The organism is Xanthobacter albus, from assembly GCF_043194895.2.
GTDB lineage: Bacteria > Pseudomonadota > Alphaproteobacteria > Rhizobiales > Xanthobacteraceae > Xanthobacter.
In genome coordinates this window covers 1,380,456-1,396,848 of the sequence record NZ_CM195532.1, presented here as the reverse complement: position 1 = coordinate 1,396,848, position 16,393 = coordinate 1,380,456, and the positions used below count along the sequence as shown (strand labels likewise).

Sequence of the window (16,393 nt, the reverse complement as noted above, 5' to 3'; positions counted from 1 at the left end):
CGCGGCGTCTTCGAAACCAGAGCCCCGGGTTCGCGACATTGGCCAGGACTTCCGCTTCGACCGTTCCCTCGGTCCTCACCCGTCCCCTGCGCCGCGGCGCGCGCGCGCTCCGCGCCTCCGCCATCGGCGTCGCGCTCCTGGTCTTCGGCTCCACCTCGCTCCAGAACGCGATCGCCAACGGCGACACGCGCACCCTCACGCTGCACCACAGCCATCGCGGTGAGACGGGCACCTTCACCTTCAAGAAGGACGGGCGCTATGACCAGGAAACCCTGGAGAAGCTGAACTGGTTCCTGCGCGACTGGCGCAACGACAAGCCCACCAAGATGGACCCCCACCTCTTCGACATCGTCTGGGAGGTCTATCGCGAGACCGACGCCACCTCCACGATCCAGATCGTGAGCGCGTACCGCTCGCCGGAAACCAACGCCATGCTGCGCTCGCGCAGCCGGGGCGTCGCCAAATTCTCCCAGCACATGCTGGGCAAGGCCATGGATTTCTACATCCCCGGCGTGAAGCTGGTGGACCTCCGGGTCGCGGGCCTGCGGCTGCAGCGCGGCGGCGTGGGCTTTTATCCCACCTCCGGCTCGCCCTTCGTGCACATGGACACCGGCAGCGTACGCCACTGGCCGCGCATGACCCACGACCAGCTCGCCCGCGTGTTCCCCGATGGCAAGACGGTGCACGTGCCCACCGATGGCAAGCCCCTGGCCCATTACGCCGAGGCGCTGGCCGAGATCCGCGCCCGCGGCTCCAATGCCGGGGTCGCCGTCGCCTCCGCCGATTCCGGGCGGGGCATGAAGAACTTCTTCTCGGGCTTCTTCGGCAAGAAGGATGCGGAGGACGAGGAAGGGCCGGGCGAGACCGCCGTGGCCCAGGCCTCCGCCGAGGAGGCCACCGAGGCGCCCGCCCCGGCCGAGCGCGCCGCAGCGCCGGCGCCCCGCGTCGCCCAGGCGGCCCCGCTGCCGCAGGCGCGGCCGGCGGAAGCCATGGCCGGCGCCCTCGCCACCCAGCAGGTGGCCAGCGCGGCGCTGCTCGCGCCCCTGCCCCAGCGCCGCCCGGCGGAAGCCCAGGCCCGCAGCCAGATGGCCGCGGCCCCCCTGCCCGCCGTCATTACCCGCGGCACCGACCGCCCCGGCCCCGAGGCCCTGGGCTATGCCGCCGCGGGCGACGTCTTCGGCCCGGCGCCCATCGCCGCCCGCGCGCCCGCCGCTGCCGAGATATCGACCGCACGGCGCCCGCGCGAGCGCGCCCGCCCGGTGCAGGCCATCGCTTTCGGGCGCCTGTTCCTGTCGCCCAGCCTGTCGACCGAGCTGTACCTGCGGCCGCCGGAGCTGCGGGTCTTCACGTCCTTCATGGCGCCGCCCACCCAGGCCGTGGCCCTGGCCTTCTCGCGGGATGCGAGCTTCGGCCTGAAGTCGAGCTTCAGCGGCACCTCGGTGGCGGACGTGCCCACCTTCGTGTTCCGCGCCCCGGCCTACGCCCTCAACCAGCGCATGTGAGCCAAGCCCATCGGTCCCGGCTTTCGACCGGGGCCGGGCGGGTTTGGCTCAGCCGCGCGGGCTTGGCCGAAAGCCGTTCCAGAACGGCTCACGAGCCTTCTGCCTGGAGCGGGCGCCCGGCGGGCGCTTCCGCGTTCGGGCGCAGGCCCGGCGCGCGCCCTTCGGAACGCCGCGGCACAGCCGCATCAGGGTTCAGGCGGTGGGAAGCTCCGCGCCATGGGCATGCCCACGCGCGTGCGCCCCGGCCGCCTTGCGGCGCCGGGGGCATGGCACGCGCGGGCGGCGCACCGTCAGAGAAAGATGCCGAGCGCCTGGCAGTACAGCTCGACGATGGCGTCGAGCTCCTTGCGCTCGTCCGCGTCTTCCTTGCGCAGCTTCAGGATGGCGCGCAGGGCCTTCACGTCGAAGCCGTTGGCCTTGGCCTCGGCGAACACGTCCTTGATGTCGTCGGAAATCGCCTTCTTCTCCTCCTCCAGGCGCTCGATGCGCTCGACGAAGGACTTGAGCTGTTCCTTGGCGAAGCCCGCGGGGGCATCCGACACGTCTTCTTCCGCCACCTGGCAGGTCTCCTCAATCTGATCGGGCGATGATAGAGGCCCCCCATGGCGCCCGCGTCAAGGATCGATCCCCGCTTTCCACGCCGCGGCGCCGAACCCTGCCGCCGGCGCCGCAAAAACGCCGCCATGCTGCCGCGATCGGCGGCGACAAGACCCCTTCCGCCCGCCGGCCATTGACGGATCGCGCGATGAAAGGCACACAGCCTGCTCCATGTTTCGCTGTCCCGACCGCATGACGGCCCCTGACCGCACCGGACCGAGCCGGACCGGCCGCGCCCGCACGGCGCGATCGGCGCCGCTTTTCGGCCTCGCGCTGGTGCTCGGCCTCGCGCTTGCCCCCAGCCTCGCCCACGCCGATTTCCGCCTGTGCAACCGCACCCAGAGCCGCGTCGGCGTCGCGGTGGGCTACAAGGATGGGGACACCTGGGCCACCGAGGGCTGGTGGAACGTCGCCGCCAACAGCTGCGAGACGCTGCTGCGCGGCGATCTGGTCGCCCGCTTCTACTATCTCTATGCGGTGGACTACGACCAGGGCGGCGAATGGTCGGGCAAGTCGCCCATGTGCACGCGGGAAAAGGAATTCACCATTCGCGGCGCGGAGGATTGCCTCGCCCGCGGCTTCGAGCGCACCGGCTTCTTCGAGGTGGACACCCAGGAGCAGAAATCCTGGACCGTGCAGCTCACCGAGGGCGGGCAGTCACGCCCGGCCCAGGCCCAGGCGCACCCGCCTCTTCCCCCGTCCGCGCCGCCGAACTTCCGCCCGAAGCCCCAATAGCCCTGCCAGCCGCAGATGCCCTATCCCGCCCGCTCCAGCGGAATACGGAAGGTGCGCTCCGCACCCAGCAGGTGCGCCTCGAACGGCCGGGCGAACAGGCTGGAAATGGCCGGCTCCCCCACGTCGAGCCCGCCGGCGTAGGCGCCGAAGGCGGGCATGAGCAGCCGGGCGCCATCCGTCACGAAGCAGCGCCGCCGCATGGATCTCCCGCGTGCCGCCACCCGCGCCGTCGGGTGAAGATGGCCGCAGACCTCGCCGGCGGCGGCCCCCTCTTCCGGCTCGTGCCGCAGGCGCAGCGGGCCGAGGGCCAGCATCTCCATGCAGGCGCCCCCGAGCCCGTGCGGAGCGGGATCATGGTTGCCGGCGATCCACACCACCTCCACCGCCGCCGCCAGCGCCCGCAGCCGCGCGCGGATGCCGGCGTCGAGCCGCTCGCCGGCCCAGCGGTCGTGCAGGCTGTCGCCAAGCGCGACCAGGATGCGCGGGCGGTGGCGGGCGACGAGGCGCTCCAGCCGGGCGACGGTGTCGATGGTGTCGAAGGGCGGCAGCATCTGCCCGCGCCGGGCGAAGGCGGAGCCTTTCTCCAGGTGCATGTCCGCCACCATCAGCACCCGCTCCTCCACCCACACGGCGGCGCCGGAGGGATCGAGCAGCAGCTCGGCCCCGGAGATTCCGATGGCGGTGAGGGAAAGGGGGGCCGATTCGGCGCGCGCGAGCATGGGCGCGATTTTGCCGGAGGCGGGCGCCCAGGCAAGGCCCGCTCATGCCAAGGGGCCGCCGGGCGGGCTTGAATTCCTCCGACCCGATGGCCTATGCCCTGGGCGCAGGCACATGAGGTGCCCCGCCCCAGGGCCCGCCCTGCGCGGCGCTGTCCCCCGCGCCGGCGGATGCGGCCCCGCCCGCCCCGGCGCCTTTCCGGTTCCCGCACCATGGCCTCCCTGGACCACGCCACGCCGCCCGCCCTCACCGATTTCCGCCGCATCGTCATCAAGGTGGGCTCCGCCTTGCTGGTGGACCGCGACCGGGGCCGGGTGCGCCTGCCATGGCTGGTCTCGCTGGTGGAGGACATCGGCACCCTGCACCGGCGCGGCTGCGACGTGATGGTGGTGTCCTCCGGCGCCATCGCCCTCGGCCGCACGGTGCTGCGCCTGCCGGCCGGGCCGCTGAAGCTGGAGGACAGCCAGGCCGCCGCCGCCGTGGGCCAGATCGCCCTCGCCCGCACCTGGGCCGAGGCACTCGCCCATGAGGACATCAACGCCGGACAGGTGCTGCTGACCCTGGGCGACACCGAGGAGCGCCGGCGCTACCTCAATGCCCGCTCCACCCTGGCGCGGCTGATGGACCTGCGCGCCGTGCCCATCATCAACGAGAACGACACGGTCGCCACCTCCGAGATCCGCTACGGCGACAACGATCGCCTCGCCGCCCGCGTCGCCACCATGGCGAGCGCCGATCTGCTGGTGCTGCTGTCCGACATCGACGGGCTCTACACGGCGCCGCCGGCCAAGGACCCGAACGCCGCGCACATTCCCGTGGTGCCGCGCATCACCGCCGAGATCGAGGCCATGGCGGGGGCAGCGGGCTCCGAGCTTTCGCGCGGGGGCATGCGCACCAAGATCGCGGCCGGCAAGATCGCCACCTCCGCCGGCACCCACATGGTCATCGCCACCGGCCACGTGAAGAACCCGCTGAAGCGCATCCGCGAGGGCGGGCGCTGCACCTGGTTCCTCACCTCGGCCAATCCCGTGCGGGCGCGCAAGAGCTGGATCGCCGGCGCGCTGGAGCCCCACGGCACGCTCCACCTGGACGACGGCGCGGTCGCCGCCCTGCGGCGCGGGGCCAGCCTGCTGCCCGCCGGGGTCAAGCGCATCGAGGGCGCCTTCGACCGGGGCGACGCGGTGGTGCTGCGCGGGCCTGACGGAGCGGAGGTGGGGCGCGGCCTCGTCGCCTATGATTCGCAGACCGCGCACCGCATCATGGGCCGCTCCACAGCCGAGATCGAGGAACTGCTGGGCGTCTCCGGCCGCTCGGAGATGGTGCACCGGGACGACATGGCCCTCGGCGTCGAGTGATACCGGCGTGACACGTTCGTGAACAGGCGGCGCTTCCCCCCGCCTGGCAACGGCCCGTGCCACCGCCCATCTCGGAAGCGAAGATCAGCACGCGCGGTGCCGATTGTTGTCGGTTGATGTCGGTTTTGTCGCCCGACATGATACAGATCGTTCCGGGCACGTCCGACACCCGCGCCCGGAACCCGATTCTATAGAGAGTGATACCCATGGCCACCGCCTCCGCCGCACGCATGAACGCCGCCGCTTCCGCGGAGCGGGCGCTGCCGCCGGCGGAGCTGGAGGCGGCCATGCTGGAGATGGGCCGGCGCGCCCGCGCCGCCGCCCGCGCCCTCGCCCTCGCCGACGCCGAGACCAAGACCCGCGCCCTGAACGCCGCCGCCGCCGCCGTGCGCGCGGCCGGCGCCGACATCCTGGCCGCCAATGCCGGGGATGTCGCCCGCGCCAAGGCCGAGGGCATGACCGGCTCCTTCCTCGACCGCCTGACCCTGACCCCCGAGCGCATCGCAGCCATGGCCGAGGGCATCGAGGCCGTGGCCGCCCTGCCCGATCCCGTGGGCAAGGTGACCGAAAGCTGGACCCGGCCCAACGGCATGCTCATCGAGCGCGTGCGCACGCCGCTCGGCGTCATCGGCGTCATCTACGAGAGCCGGCCCAACGTGACGGCCGATGCGGCCGCGCTCTGCGTGCGGGCCGGCAACGCCGTCATCCTGCGCGGCGGCTCCGACAGCCTCGCCTCGTCGGGCGCCATCCACAAGGCGTTCGTGGCCGGGCTCGCCTCGGCCGGCCTGCCGGAGGACACGGTGCAGTTCGTGAACACGCCGGACCGGGCCGCCGTCGGCCACATGCTGGCCGGGCTCGGCGGCGCGGTGGACGTGATCGTGCCGCGCGGCGGCAAGAGCCTGGTGGCGCGGGTGCAGTCCGATGCCCGCGTGCCCGTCTTCTCCCACCTCGACGGCATCGTGCACGTGTTCGTGGACAAGGCGGCCGACCTCGACATGGCCAAGACCGTGGTGCTGAACGCCAAGATGCGCCGCACCGGCATCTGCGGCGCCGCCGAGACGCTGCTGGTGGACCGCGCGGTGGCCGGCACCCATCTCAAGCCCCTGGTGGAGATGCTGCTCGACGCCGGCTGCGCCGTGCGCGGCGACGCGGCGGTGCAGGCGGTGGACCCGCGCGTGGAGGCCGCCGCCGAAAGCGACTGGGACACCGAATATCTCGACGCCATCCTGGCGGTGAAGGTGGTGGACGGGCTCGACGCCGCCATCGCCCACATCGAGCGGCACGGCTCCCACCACACCGACTGCATCGTGACCCAGGACCAGGCCGCCGCAGAGCGTTTCCTGGCGGAGGTCGATTCGGCCATCGTACTGCACAATGCCTCCACCCAGTTCGCCGACGGCGGGGAATTCGGCTTCGGCGCCGAGATCGGCATCGCCACCGGGCGCATGCACGCGCGCGGGCCGGTGGGGGCGGAGCAGCTCACCTCGTTCAAGTACCGCATCCACGGCTCCGGCCAGACCCGCCCGTGACCGCAGCCTGAGCATCGGGAGCCGCCCGTGAGCCGCGCTTCGGCGAGCGCCCCCTTCCTGCAGGCCGGCGCCACCATGCCGCCGTGCCGCGCCGGCGGGGCGGAGGGCGAGACGCCCTGCGCCCGCGACGCGCGCCGCATCCCGCTTGCGGCGCCGGGGCTGCGCGTCGGCCTGCTGGGCGGCAGCTTCAATCCCGCCCACGGCGCGCACCGGGCGGCGAGCCTGCTGGCGCTGAGGCGCCTGCAGCTCGACCGCGTGTGGTGGCTGGTGACGCCCGGCAACCCCCTGAAGGACAACCGCGAGCTGCCATCCCTGGAGGAGCGGGTGGCGCTGGCGCGGCGGGTCGCGCACCATCCGCGCATCGACGTCACCGGCTGCGAGGCCGCGCTCGGCGTGCGCTACACCTATGACACCATCGCGGCGCTGACGCGCCGGATGCCGAAGGTGCGCTTCGTGTGGATCATGGGGGCGGACAATCTCGCGCAGTTCCACCGCTGGCAGCGCTGGCGCGCCATCGCCGAGCGGGTGCCCGTGGCGGTGGTGGACCGCATGGGCCAGTCGCTCGCCGCCACCGCCGCCCCGGCGGCGCGGGCGCTGGAGCGCTGGCGCATCGAGGAGAGCGACGCCACCGTGCTGGCGGACCTCGCCCCGCCCGCCTGGGTGTTCCTCCACGGGCTGAAATCCCCCGTATCTTCAACGGGAATCCGCGCCGCCCGGCGCCTCGGCTCCGTGCCCGGCGGGGGGTGAGGTCGCGCGACCCTTGAAAATTCGTTGATTTTCCGACATTCTAATGCTCGCGCCTGCGGCACGTGCGCCCGGCGCCTTCAACCTGAGAGGATATGGACCCCTGTCCACAATGGCTTCGGCCCAAGAGGCCACGGTCCAGGCGGCCGTTCTGGCGACCAGCCCTGAGGCAAACGACCAGATGACGCCGCCCGCCACGATCTCCGACGGTCATCTCCAGCCCGAGGAGATTCTCGCCCTCGTCCAGGCCAAGCTGGAGGACGACAAGTCCGAGGACATCGTCTCCATCGACCTGCGCGGGAAAACCGCCATCGCCGACTTCATGGTGATCGCCTCCGGCCGCTCGCAGCGGCATGTGGGCGCCATCGCCGAGCACCTCCTGGAGGCGCTCAAGGAAGCCGGGATCAAGCATGTGCGCGTGGAAGGCCAGCCGGCCTGCGACTGGGTGCTGATCGACGCGAACGACGTGATCGTCCACGTCTTCCAGCCGGAGGTCCGCGCCTTCTACAACATCGAGAAGATGTGGTCCGGCACGCCGCGCCCCTGAACGCGCCGCGGCGACCGTTTCCAGGCTGAACGCACGTGCGCCTCGTTCTCCTTTGCGTCGGCCGGCTGAAGGCCGGGGCTGAGCGCGACCTTGTCGCCCGCTACCTGGAACGCTCCCGCGCCGCCGGGCGCGCCCTGGGCTTCACCGCCGTGGACATGGTGGAGATCGCCGAATCGTCCGCCCGCCGCGCAGAGGACCGCATGGCCGAGGAGGGCGCGGCGATTCTCGCGGCCCTGCCCCCCGGTGCCGGGCTCGTCGTGCTCGATCCGCGCGGACGGAACCTGACCAGCGAGGATTTCGCCGCTCACCTCGGCGCGCTGCGCGACGGGGGCACGTCGGCGCTCGCCTGCATCATCGGCGGTGCAGACGGCCTTGCGGATAGCGTGCGGGCCCGTGCCGGCCGGCTCGTGGCCTATGGCGCCGCCACCTTTCCCCACCAATTGGTGCGGGTGATGCTGGCCGAGCAGGTCTACCGCGCGGTGACCATCCTCGCCGGGCACCCCTATCACCGTGCGTGAGGGCGACGACCCGGCAAGGAGGTGGGAAGGGCGCGGGACGCATTGACATCGGCGCCGCCGCCGCTTATCACGCCGGCTCAATCCATCAGCAGAGTGTCGACGAGCCGCGCGGCATGCGCGCCGCGGTCGGCCCGAAGGCGAGTGTCATGAAGATCCGCAATTCCCTCAAGTCGCTGCTCGGTCGCCACCGGGACAACCGTCTGGTGCGCCGCAAGGGCCGCGTCTACATCATCAACAAGACCCAGAAGCGCTACAAGGCCCGCCAGGGCTGAGGCGCTCGCGCCGATGCGTTCCGGCGGGCCTTCGCCGGAACGTGAAAGGCGGCCGCGGCCCAAGCGCCGCGGCGCCGTTGACGAAACGGGCGTCACGTCCGACACTTCTTCCATGAGTGCCGTCTCCACGCCGCCCGCCCAGCGCCCTTCCGGGCCCTCTTCCCGTTTCCGACGGCATGCGTTGCGCATCGCGGCATTTCCAATGCTCGCGGCTCTCGTCTTCGGCCACGGCCCGGCATGGGCGCTGACAGCCGGAGAGGACGTTGCGGGCCAGCCCGGAGCCCAAGAGGCGGCACCAGCCGTACCCGACGGAACTGCACCCCGCTCTCCGCGCAAGACGCCGAAGGACAAGCGCACCCAGCTCGAAGCGCTTTTCGCCGCCCTGAAGGTCGCGCCCGACGAGCGCAGCGCCAAGGTCATCAGCGAGCGGCTCGACCGCCTTTTCAACACCACCGACAGCACCAGCGTCGACCTGCTGATGGCGCGCGCCAGCGTGGCGCTGGAAGCCAAGCAGTACGACCTCGCCCTGAAGATTCTCGGCCAGGCGATCGAGATCGACCCGGACGACATCGGCGCCCTCTCCAAGCGCGCGACCATCCATTACATGCGCGACGACTACGGGCCGGCGCTGGCGGACATCCGCGAGGTGCTCGCCCGCGAGCCGCGGCATTTCCCCATGCTCTACGGCCTCGCCCTGATCCTGCGCGACATCGGCGACGACAAAAGGGCGCTGGAGGCCACGCGCAAGGCGCTGGAGGTCAACCCCCGCTTCGAGGGCGCGAAGGAGCTGGAAGGCCAGCTCGTGGTCACCGTGGAGGGCCGGGAGATCTAGGGGCGTTTTCCGCTCGCATCGACTGGCAACAGCCGCCCCAGATTATTGAGATCACGCATTTTCTTCACGCGAACCGCCACCCGCTTCGCTTGAAAATGTTCTGGGACGCCCCAGGCAGGCCCAGCCGCGCCGGCGCCATTCCAACCCCTGTCCCGCCGTACATTCCCCCGCCAGACTTCCGCGCGACGGGGGACACTCCGCGGCGCGATCGACCGCGCGATCACACCGGACCTGCCTACGCCCCACGTCAATCCAGGCCGCGCCGCCTGCGGATGCGCACGTAAAGGGCCCCCTCGCCGCCGTGACGGCGGGATGCCGCCTCGAAGCCCAGGACCACATTGCGCAGATCCGGCTCCGCCAGCCAATGCGGCACCGCCCGCCGCAGCACGCCCCTGCCCTCCCCAAAATGCGCGCCGCCGATAGCCTCGGGATCGCCCTTGCCGGTGATGACCAGCACCACCGCGTGGCCCAGCGCCTGCGCCTCCATGAGGAACAGCCGCAGGCGGCGATGCGCCAGCGCCTGGGTGAGGCCGTGCAGGTCGATGCGCGCATCCACCTCCGCGCCGCGCCCGAGCCGGCGGCGCGCCTTCGGCTCCAATGGCGCGAGGGGCAGCGGCGGCTTTGGCGGCGGTGCCTTGGGGGGAGCCACCTGGGGAGACGCGGACCTGGCGCGGGCGGCGGACGTGGCCGCCGGAGCATTCCCCGCCGCGCCCGGAGCGGTGGCGACACCCTCCTCCGGAGAATGCGGATGGGACTCCGGCTTCAGGGGCTTCACCTCGCGGACCACGAGTGCCCACAATGCCCGCTCCTCGGCGCTCAGCAGGCGGCGGCGCCCCCGCCGGCTCATGGGCGGCCGGCTTCGGCCGCGCCCGCCCCTGCCGCTTTCTGCTCGGGCACGCTCCCGGTCGGCAGGTCCGGCTCGGCGAAACGCGGCACCAGCAAGGCGAGCTGCGCCCGATGGCGGATGCGACCTGCCACCGCCCCCGCCTCCGCGCCGGCGCCGAAGAACAGGTCCGCCCGCCCCGGCCCGACGATGGCGGAGCCGGTATCCTGGGCGATCATCAGCCGCCGGAAGGCGTCCGCCGCGCGGGGGGCGGACAGCGGCAGCACCGCCTCCACGAAGAAGGGCGAGCCGAAGGTGTGCAGCCGGCGGTCCACCGCCAGGGAGCGCCCGGCCGTGAGGGACACGCCCTGCGCGCCCATGGCGCCTTCCTCGGACGACAGCTCGAGCGCCTTGAAGAACACGAAGGACCGATTCTCGCGGCGCAGCTCCCGCCCGGCGTCGGGGTGCTGCTCCATGAAGGCACGGATGCGCTCCATGGACATCTCGTCCCGCGACACCAGCCCCCGCTGGATCAGCAGCTTGCCCACGGGGGTGTAGGGTTGCCCGTTGTAGCCGTCGTAATTGAGCCGCAGCACCCGCCCGCCCGGCAGCCGCACCCGGCCCGAGCCCTGGATCTGCATGAAGAACAGGTCCACCGGGTCCTTGAGGTAGACGAGCTCAAGCCCGCGCCCCTTCAGGGCGCCGTCCTCGATCTCGGCGCGGTCGTAGTAAGGCACCTCCCGCCCGTTCTCCATGCGCATCGCGCCGCCGCCATTGGCCGCGACCCCGGCGGTCATGACGAGATCCGACGGCCGGGCGTAGACCGGGACCTCGAAGCCGCCGCCCCGCTCCAGCGCGCCTTCCACCTCGGGCTCGTAATAGCCGGTGAGAAAGGCGTCCGGGTGGGTGTCCGGCATCACGCGGTAGGGGCGGAAATTGAGCTCGAAGAACAGCCGCGCCACCTCGCGGGAGGGGTGCTCCAGGCCGAGGGCATCCGCCGCGGCGCAGGCGGAGAGCAGGCCGCGGACCAACGTGTCGGCCGAAGGCAGCGCGCCGGCCGCCGGCGGCGCGCGCAGGGCACCGCAGCTCGCGCGGAAGGCGCGGAAGGCTGCGGCGAGGTCGTCGTCCTTCCAGCCCTTGAGGTCGGAAAAGCGAACCGGCACCAAGCGGGCGCCGGGAATGTCAGGCGTCGCCATGGGCTCCACCGGGGCAGCCACGATCAGCGCCGGCGCGGCGCGGACACCGGCGGCGAAGCCGAGGCTGGCCAGCACCGCGACGGCGAGCATCCGGCCTGCGCCCGCCGGCATGCGCCGGCTTGGGCGCTCCCCGCGCCGCCCGCCGCCTGAAGTCCCTTGCCGATCCTTCGATGCCGCCACGATCGCCGCCTCACTGCGCCGCTTCGGTGGCCACGAGCTTCCAGTTGGGATTGCGGGTGCCCAGCTCGCGGGCGAAGGTCCACACGTCGGTCACGTCCGCCACCGTGTCCGGGCTGCCGTCCACCACGCCGCCGTCCCGCCCGCGGGTGACGGAGATGAGCTGCGAGACGAAGCGTACCGTGAGCTGCGCCGTCGCGCCCTGTGCCACAGCCTGCTCCAGATCGGCGCGGGAAATGGCGACGAAGCGCGATTCCATGGTCTCGCCCCGGCTCTCCCGCTCGGTGATGGCGGCGGCGAAATTATCGTAGACCTCCTTGGAGAGAAGATCCTTCAAGGTCCGCCGGTCGCCATTGGCAAAGGCGGTCACGATCATCTCGTAGGCGGCCTTGGCGCCGGAGAGGAAGTGCTTCGCGTCGAAGTCCGGCTCGATGCGCGCGATCGCATCCAGGGCGGCGGCCGCGGGACTGCCCTCGGGCGCCACGCCTTCCCAACGGTATTTGGGCGCCTCGTCCTCGTCGTCGCCCACGGGCTGCGGCACGCCGGGGTTCACGGTGTTGCGCTCGGGCAGGGGCACCACGTTGTCGGGCGCCGGCTGCGGCGGGCGCGCGGTGTCGCGGGAATAGGGATCGTAAGGCGGCCGCTCACGCCCCGTGCGCTGGCCCAGCACGCTGCGCAGCCGCACGAAGATGAACACGGCCAGGGCCAGGAAGATGATCGTGTAGATATCGATCACTGCGTTTCGCCATGCCTGCGGCGCAGCGGCACCGCCGCCACGCCTGGTTGCCTCGATCGCGAGTTCCACCCGCCCGATGTCGCCGCATCGCGGAAGGGGCCTCGCCGCTTTATGTACGCAGCACCGCCCTTCCCGCCAGTCCCTTCCGGCCGATGGCGCACATATTTGCTGCACCTTACGGCAGGCAGGGCGACGACGCCACCTTGCCGCCCGCGCCCTTCTCGGTGAGATTGAAGGCGGAAAAGAGACCGCGGGGCACCATCGCCGCACCCCGCGCAAGACGATACCGGGCGCGGCAAAATGCTTTAGATTGCGCGCCCCGTTCACGAAGCCGGACCGCGCCCATGGCCCCCACCGTCCTCATCGCAGACATCGGCGGCTCGACGACCCGCATCGCGCGCAGCGGCGCCGACGGGGTGCCGTTCGACGTGCGCCTGGAGGCGAACGATTCCTATGCCTCGGCGCAGGATCTCCTCGGCACCTATCTGTCCGCCGCATCAGGGGAAAAGCCGGTGGGGGCGGTGCTGGCGGTGGCCGGGCCCGTGGATGGCGACGCGGTGGGCCTCACCAACCGGGAGTGGCGCTTCTCCCGCGCCGCGCTGGGCGCCGCCTTGGGCCTCGAGCGGGTGGAGGTGCTCAACGATTTCGTGGCCTTCGCCCATGCGGTGCCGCAGCTCGGGCGGGATGATCTGCTGGCGGTGGGCGTGGGGCGCGCCGCGGCGGGGCGCCCACGGCTGGTATGCGGGCCGGGCACGGGCTTCGGGACCGCGCTGATCCTCACCCGCGAGGGCGGCCACGACGTGCTGCCGAGCGAGGCCGGGCACATGCGCTTCGGCGCCGTGACCACCGACGAGGCCCGCCTCATCGCCCATATGGTGCGCGACATGGGGCCGGTGGCGGTGGAGCATGTGCTCTCCGGCGGCGGGCTGGTGCGCATGCACCGCATCCTCACCGGCGAGCGCCTCTCCGCCCACGCCATCGTGAAGGCGGCCTTGGGCGGCCAGCCGAGCGAGAAGGAAACCTGCGCCGTGTTCCTGCGCGTGCTGGGGCGGGTGCTCGGCGACCTCGCCCTCGCGTTCGAGGCGCTCGGGGGCGTCTATGTGGGCGGGGGCCTCGGGCGCGGCCTCGCCCCCCTGTTCGCCGACAGCCCGTTCCGCACCGCCTTCGAGGACCACCCGCCCTATGGCGAGCGCCTCGCCCAGGTGCCGGTGCAGGTGGTGACCCATGCGGCGCCCGGCCTTTTGGGCGCGGCCCGGCTCGGCCGCCGGCTGCTGCAGCCCGGCTGAGGGGCGCTCAGGCCGCGTCGCGCAGTCCCGCCTCGCGGTCGCAGAAGGCGGCCACGGCATCCGCCAGCGCCTCGACCGGAGCCGGCGCGCGCGGCGCCACGCACAGGGCAAGCTCCGTGGGCGCGATGGCCGGCAGGCCGGCGGCCGCGTCGAGCACCCGATGGCCGGGCGCCACCGCCCGCCGCTCCAGCACCGCGATGCCGAGCCCCCCGGCCAGCGCCGCCGAGACGCCGATGAGGTTCGGGCTCTCATAGGCGATGCGCCAGTCGCGCCCCGCCTGCTCCAGCGCATGGACCGCCCGGTTGCGGTAGAGGCACCCCTGGGGAAAGGCCACCAGCGGCAGCGGATCGAGCGCCGCCGGATCGGCCGGGGCCGCCGGCCCGCCGACCCACACCAGCCGCTCCGGCCAGGTGGCGCGCGCGGTGGCCCGGCCGGCGGCGCCCCCAGCCCCCGCGCCGTCGCGCTTCATGAGGGCGATGTCGAGGTCGCCGCGGTCGAGATCGGCCGCCAGCTCGCAGCTCAGCGCGCAGCGCACAGAAAGGCGCACCGCCGGGTGGCGGTGGGCGAAATCGGCCACGAGGCCAGTCAGCGCCGCCAGGGCGAAGTCCTCGGGAATGCCGAGCCGCACCACACCCGCCCCGCCATCGGCCAGGGCCGCCCGTGCCTCCGCGCTCAGCGCCAGGATGCGCCGGGCATAGGCGAGCAGCCGCTCCCCCTCGGCGGTGAGGCTCACCGCCCGCGGCCCGCGCACCAGCAGCTCGCGGCCCGCCTGCTCCTCCAGCCTGCGGATCTGCTGGCTCACGGTGGACTGGGTGCGATGCACCCGCTCGCCGGCGCGGGTGAAGCCGCCGGCATCCACCACGCTCACGAAGGCCTTGAGAAGATCGAGATCGAACATGCCGCGCTCCCGCGCCCGGAGACGCCAAGCATTCAGGTTTCCGATACTCAACATCAAAACATCGAATTTCTCAATGGATGCCCGCCATGCGATTGCTGAAGGCCAGCACCATCCGCGAGCCCGCCATGAACCGGCCACTGTCCTTCTCCCTCGCCCCCGGCTTCAGCATCGACGGCACGCTGGTGCTGATCGTGCTGTTCTGCCTCGTCTGGAGCTCCGCCTTCGCCGCCGCCAAGACCGCGCTGGCCGATTGCCCGCCACTGCTGCTGCTTTCCGCGCGCTTCCTGCTGGCGGGGGGCGTTCTTTTGGCCGCCTGCGCGGCCATGGGCGCCCTGCGGCGGGTGGGCTGGCGCGTGCTCACGCTGTTCGCCGGCATCGGCGTGCTCAACAACGCGGCCTACCTCGGCTTCTCCTACTGGGGCATGACCACCGTCTCCTCCGGCTTCACGGCCGTGGTGGTGAGCGCCACGCCGCTGCTCACCGCGCTCGCCGCCGCGCCGCTGCTGGGCGAGCGGATGACGGGGCGCAAGCTCGCCGGCCTGCTCCTGGGCTTCGCCGGGGTGGCGCTGGTGCTGCGCTCGCGCCTCGGCGGCGGGCATGAGGACCCGGTGGGGACGCTGTTCGTGCTCGCGGCGCTGGTGGCGCTCACCGCCGGCACCCTCGCCTATAAGCGCGCGCGGCTGCCGGCGGGCACGCTGGTGCTGGGCAGCGGCGTGCAGGCGCTGGCCGGCGGGCTGGTGCTGGTGCCGTTCGCGCTGGCGCTGGAAGACCCCGCGCGCATCCATCTCACGCCGTCGCTGGCGGTATCGTTCCTCTACCTCACCCTCGGCGCCTCGGTGGGGGCCTTCAGCCTGTGGCTGTTCATCCTGAACCGCTCCAGCGCCACCCGCGCCAGCGCCCTGCACTTCCTGATGCCGCCGCTGGGGTTGCTGTTCGGCTGGCTGCTGCTGGGCGAGAGCGTGCCGCCCCTCGACCTCCTGGGCATCGTGCCCATCGCGCTCGGCATCCGCCTCGTCACCGCCGGCGAGCGGCCGCCTCAGAGGATGTCCTCACGTCATGAAACCGGAGACAGTCTCTAAATCTTTGAGTTGACGCATTTTCTTCACGCGAACCGGAAGCCACTTCGCTTGAAAATGCTCTAGAAACGGTAGAGGGCGCTGAACACCAGGCCGTTCTCCAGCGGCGCGTTGCGGGCGAGCCAGGTGGTCACCACCGATGCCTGCAGCGTCATCGCCGCGCTCCAGTCATAGGCGGCGCCGAGCTGGAGCTTGTAGTAGGCGTAGGAGGCATCGAAGTAGGGCCCCTCGCCCGCCCCCTCCGAGACCACGTTGAAGGACTGCGCCAGCGCCTGCCAGCGCTCCGCGAGGCGCACGCCCAGGGTCAGGTCCAGGTGCAGCTCGTCCGGCGGGTCGCCGAAGCGCATGCGCTGGGCAAGCTGGGCGTCGAGATAGGCGGGCCGGTCCCACAAGGTGAAGGAGAGGCCCGCGAGCAGGCGCAGGTCCAGCTCCGGGTCCTCGTAGCCCACCGCCGCCGCGCTCTGCGCGCCGCCGGTGCCGGAGAAGCGCCCCACCACCTGCGCCGAGACCACCATATTCTCCTGCTGCCACAGCCGCACGCGCCCGCCCACGTCCGTATAGCCGAGGCCGTCATACGAGGAGGGATCGGCGCCGCCCAGGGCGACGGAGAGGAATTGCGGCGCGGCGATCAGCGTCAGCCAGTCGGTGAGGCCGTATTCGAGCACCAGCGTCACCTCCACCTTGTCGTAGGGGCGGCTGTCGTAGAGGTGGGAGGAGGGACCGAACTCGGAGGAGGAATGGACCGCTGCGCTCTGCGCGATCGCCTGCCCACGGCCGCCCTCGAGGGTCCATGCGCCGGCGCGCGCCTCACCGCCCGTCGTGACGGCGGCCGGAAGCAGCACGAGACCCAGGA

At 72.2% G+C, this 16,393-nt stretch carries 18 protein-coding genes; 11 read left to right on the top strand and 7 right to left on the bottom strand.

All coding sequences use genetic code 11. The annotated features are described in order from the left end of the window. Positions 1–38 precede the first annotated feature (38 nt). Entirely contained in the window at positions 39–1,502 is a 1,464-nt protein-coding gene (locus V5F75_RS06300; RefSeq protein WP_394033602.1) for a peptidoglycan L,D-endopeptidase MepK, read from the top strand. Positions 1,503–1,792: 290 nt separating this feature from the next. Here V5F75_RS06300 and V5F75_RS06295 read toward each other — a convergent pair whose 3' ends face one another. Then, entirely contained in the window at positions 1,793–2,059 is a 267-nt protein-coding gene (locus V5F75_RS06295; RefSeq protein WP_393987821.1) for a DUF2312 domain-containing protein, read from the bottom strand. A gap of 211 nt (positions 2,060–2,270) precedes the next feature. Between V5F75_RS06295 and V5F75_RS06290 the strand changes: the two genes are divergently transcribed. Continuing rightward, positions 2,271–2,834 (top strand): DUF1036 domain-containing protein, encoded by a 564-nt coding sequence (locus tag V5F75_RS06290; RefSeq protein WP_394074291.1) that lies wholly within the window; start codon positions 2,271–2,273, stop codon positions 2,832–2,834. Between the two features lie 20 nt (positions 2,835–2,854). On the opposite strand, the gene pdeM is transcribed toward V5F75_RS06290, so the two are convergent. After that, positions 2,855–3,553, bottom strand: coding sequence for a ligase-associated DNA damage response endonuclease PdeM (pdeM, locus tag V5F75_RS06285; protein ID WP_394033600.1), 699 nt, complete (start codon positions 3,551–3,553; stop codon positions 2,855–2,857). Positions 3,554–3,763: 210 nt separating this feature from the next. Between pdeM and proB the strand changes: the two genes are divergently transcribed. The 7 genes from proB (at position 3,764) to V5F75_RS06250 (ending at position 9,348) form a co-directional block, all read left to right on the top strand. Continuing rightward, on the top strand, positions 3,764–4,906 hold the full coding sequence (proB, locus tag V5F75_RS06280) for a glutamate 5-kinase (RefSeq protein ID WP_394033599.1): 1,143 nt from the start codon (positions 3,764–3,766) through the stop codon (positions 4,904–4,906). Between the two features lie 230 nt (positions 4,907–5,136). Continuing rightward, the gene (locus tag V5F75_RS06275; protein WP_394033661.1) at positions 5,137–6,435 is read left to right on the top strand and encodes a glutamate-5-semialdehyde dehydrogenase; all 1,299 of its coding nucleotides are present in this window, start codon (positions 5,137–5,139) and stop codon (positions 6,433–6,435) included. Between the two features lie 159 nt (positions 6,436–6,594). Then, the gene (locus V5F75_RS06270) at positions 6,595–7,182 is read left to right on the top strand and encodes a nicotinate-nucleotide adenylyltransferase (RefSeq protein ID WP_509212172.1); all 588 of its coding nucleotides are present in this window, start codon (positions 6,595–6,597) and stop codon (positions 7,180–7,182) included. A gap of 109 nt (positions 7,183–7,291) precedes the next feature. After that, positions 7,292–7,726 (top strand): ribosome silencing factor, encoded by a 435-nt coding sequence (gene rsfS / locus V5F75_RS06265; RefSeq protein ID WP_394033598.1) that lies wholly within the window; start codon positions 7,292–7,294, stop codon positions 7,724–7,726. Between the two features lie 35 nt (positions 7,727–7,761). Then, positions 7,762–8,244, top strand: coding sequence for a 23S rRNA (pseudouridine(1915)-N(3))-methyltransferase RlmH (rlmH, locus tag V5F75_RS06260; RefSeq protein WP_394033597.1), 483 nt, complete (start codon positions 7,762–7,764; stop codon positions 8,242–8,244). A gap of 146 nt (positions 8,245–8,390) precedes the next feature. Beyond that, on the top strand, positions 8,391–8,516 hold the full coding sequence (ykgO, locus tag V5F75_RS06255; protein ID WP_012114086.1) for a type B 50S ribosomal protein L36: 126 nt from the start codon (positions 8,391–8,393) through the stop codon (positions 8,514–8,516). 202 nt (positions 8,517–8,718) lie between these two features. Continuing rightward, on the top strand, positions 8,719–9,348 hold the full coding sequence (locus V5F75_RS06250) for a tetratricopeptide repeat protein (protein ID WP_394033596.1): 630 nt from the start codon (positions 8,719–8,721) through the stop codon (positions 9,346–9,348). 247 nt (positions 9,349–9,595) lie between these two features. Here the strand turns inward: V5F75_RS06250 and V5F75_RS06245 are convergent, their stop codons facing one another. The 3 genes from V5F75_RS06245 to V5F75_RS06235 form a co-directional block, all read right to left on the bottom strand. Then, positions 9,596–10,195, bottom strand: a complete 600-nt coding sequence (locus V5F75_RS06245) for a Smr/MutS family protein (RefSeq protein WP_394033595.1) — start codon at positions 10,193–10,195, stop codon at positions 9,596–9,598. Beyond that, entirely contained in the window at positions 10,192–11,457 is a 1,266-nt protein-coding gene (mltA, locus tag V5F75_RS06240) for a murein transglycosylase A (RefSeq protein WP_394033594.1), read from the bottom strand. The genes V5F75_RS06245 and mltA overlap by 4 nt, the downstream gene beginning before the upstream one ends. Positions 11,458–11,557: 100 nt before the next feature. Beyond that, the gene (locus V5F75_RS06235; RefSeq protein ID WP_394033659.1) at positions 11,558–12,277 is read right to left on the bottom strand and encodes a Tim44/TimA family putative adaptor protein; all 720 of its coding nucleotides are present in this window, start codon (positions 12,275–12,277) and stop codon (positions 11,558–11,560) included. Positions 12,278–12,624: 347 nt separating this feature from the next. On the opposite strand from V5F75_RS06235, the gene V5F75_RS06230 reads away from it, so the two are divergent. Next, positions 12,625–13,566, top strand: a complete 942-nt coding sequence (locus tag V5F75_RS06230; protein ID WP_394033593.1) for a glucokinase — start codon at positions 12,625–12,627, stop codon at positions 13,564–13,566. A gap of 7 nt (positions 13,567–13,573) precedes the next feature. Here the strand turns inward: V5F75_RS06230 and V5F75_RS06225 are convergent, their stop codons facing one another. Then, positions 13,574–14,464, bottom strand: a complete 891-nt coding sequence (locus tag V5F75_RS06225; RefSeq protein WP_394033592.1) for a LysR substrate-binding domain-containing protein — start codon at positions 14,462–14,464, stop codon at positions 13,574–13,576. 86 nt (positions 14,465–14,550) lie between these two features. On the opposite strand from V5F75_RS06225, the gene V5F75_RS06220 reads away from it, so the two are divergent. Further along, positions 14,551–15,543 carry a DMT family transporter gene (locus tag V5F75_RS06220; protein ID WP_394033591.1) on the top strand — a complete coding sequence of 331 codons (993 nt, stop codon included), beginning with the start codon at positions 14,551–14,553 and terminating at the stop codon, positions 15,541–15,543. 59 nt (positions 15,544–15,602) lie between these two features. On the opposite strand, the gene V5F75_RS06215 is transcribed toward V5F75_RS06220, so the two are convergent. Beyond that, positions 15,603–16,382 carry a hypothetical protein gene (locus tag V5F75_RS06215; protein ID WP_394033590.1) on the bottom strand — a complete coding sequence of 260 codons (780 nt, stop codon included), beginning with the start codon at positions 16,380–16,382 and terminating at the stop codon, positions 15,603–15,605. Positions 16,383–16,393 lie beyond the last annotated feature (11 nt).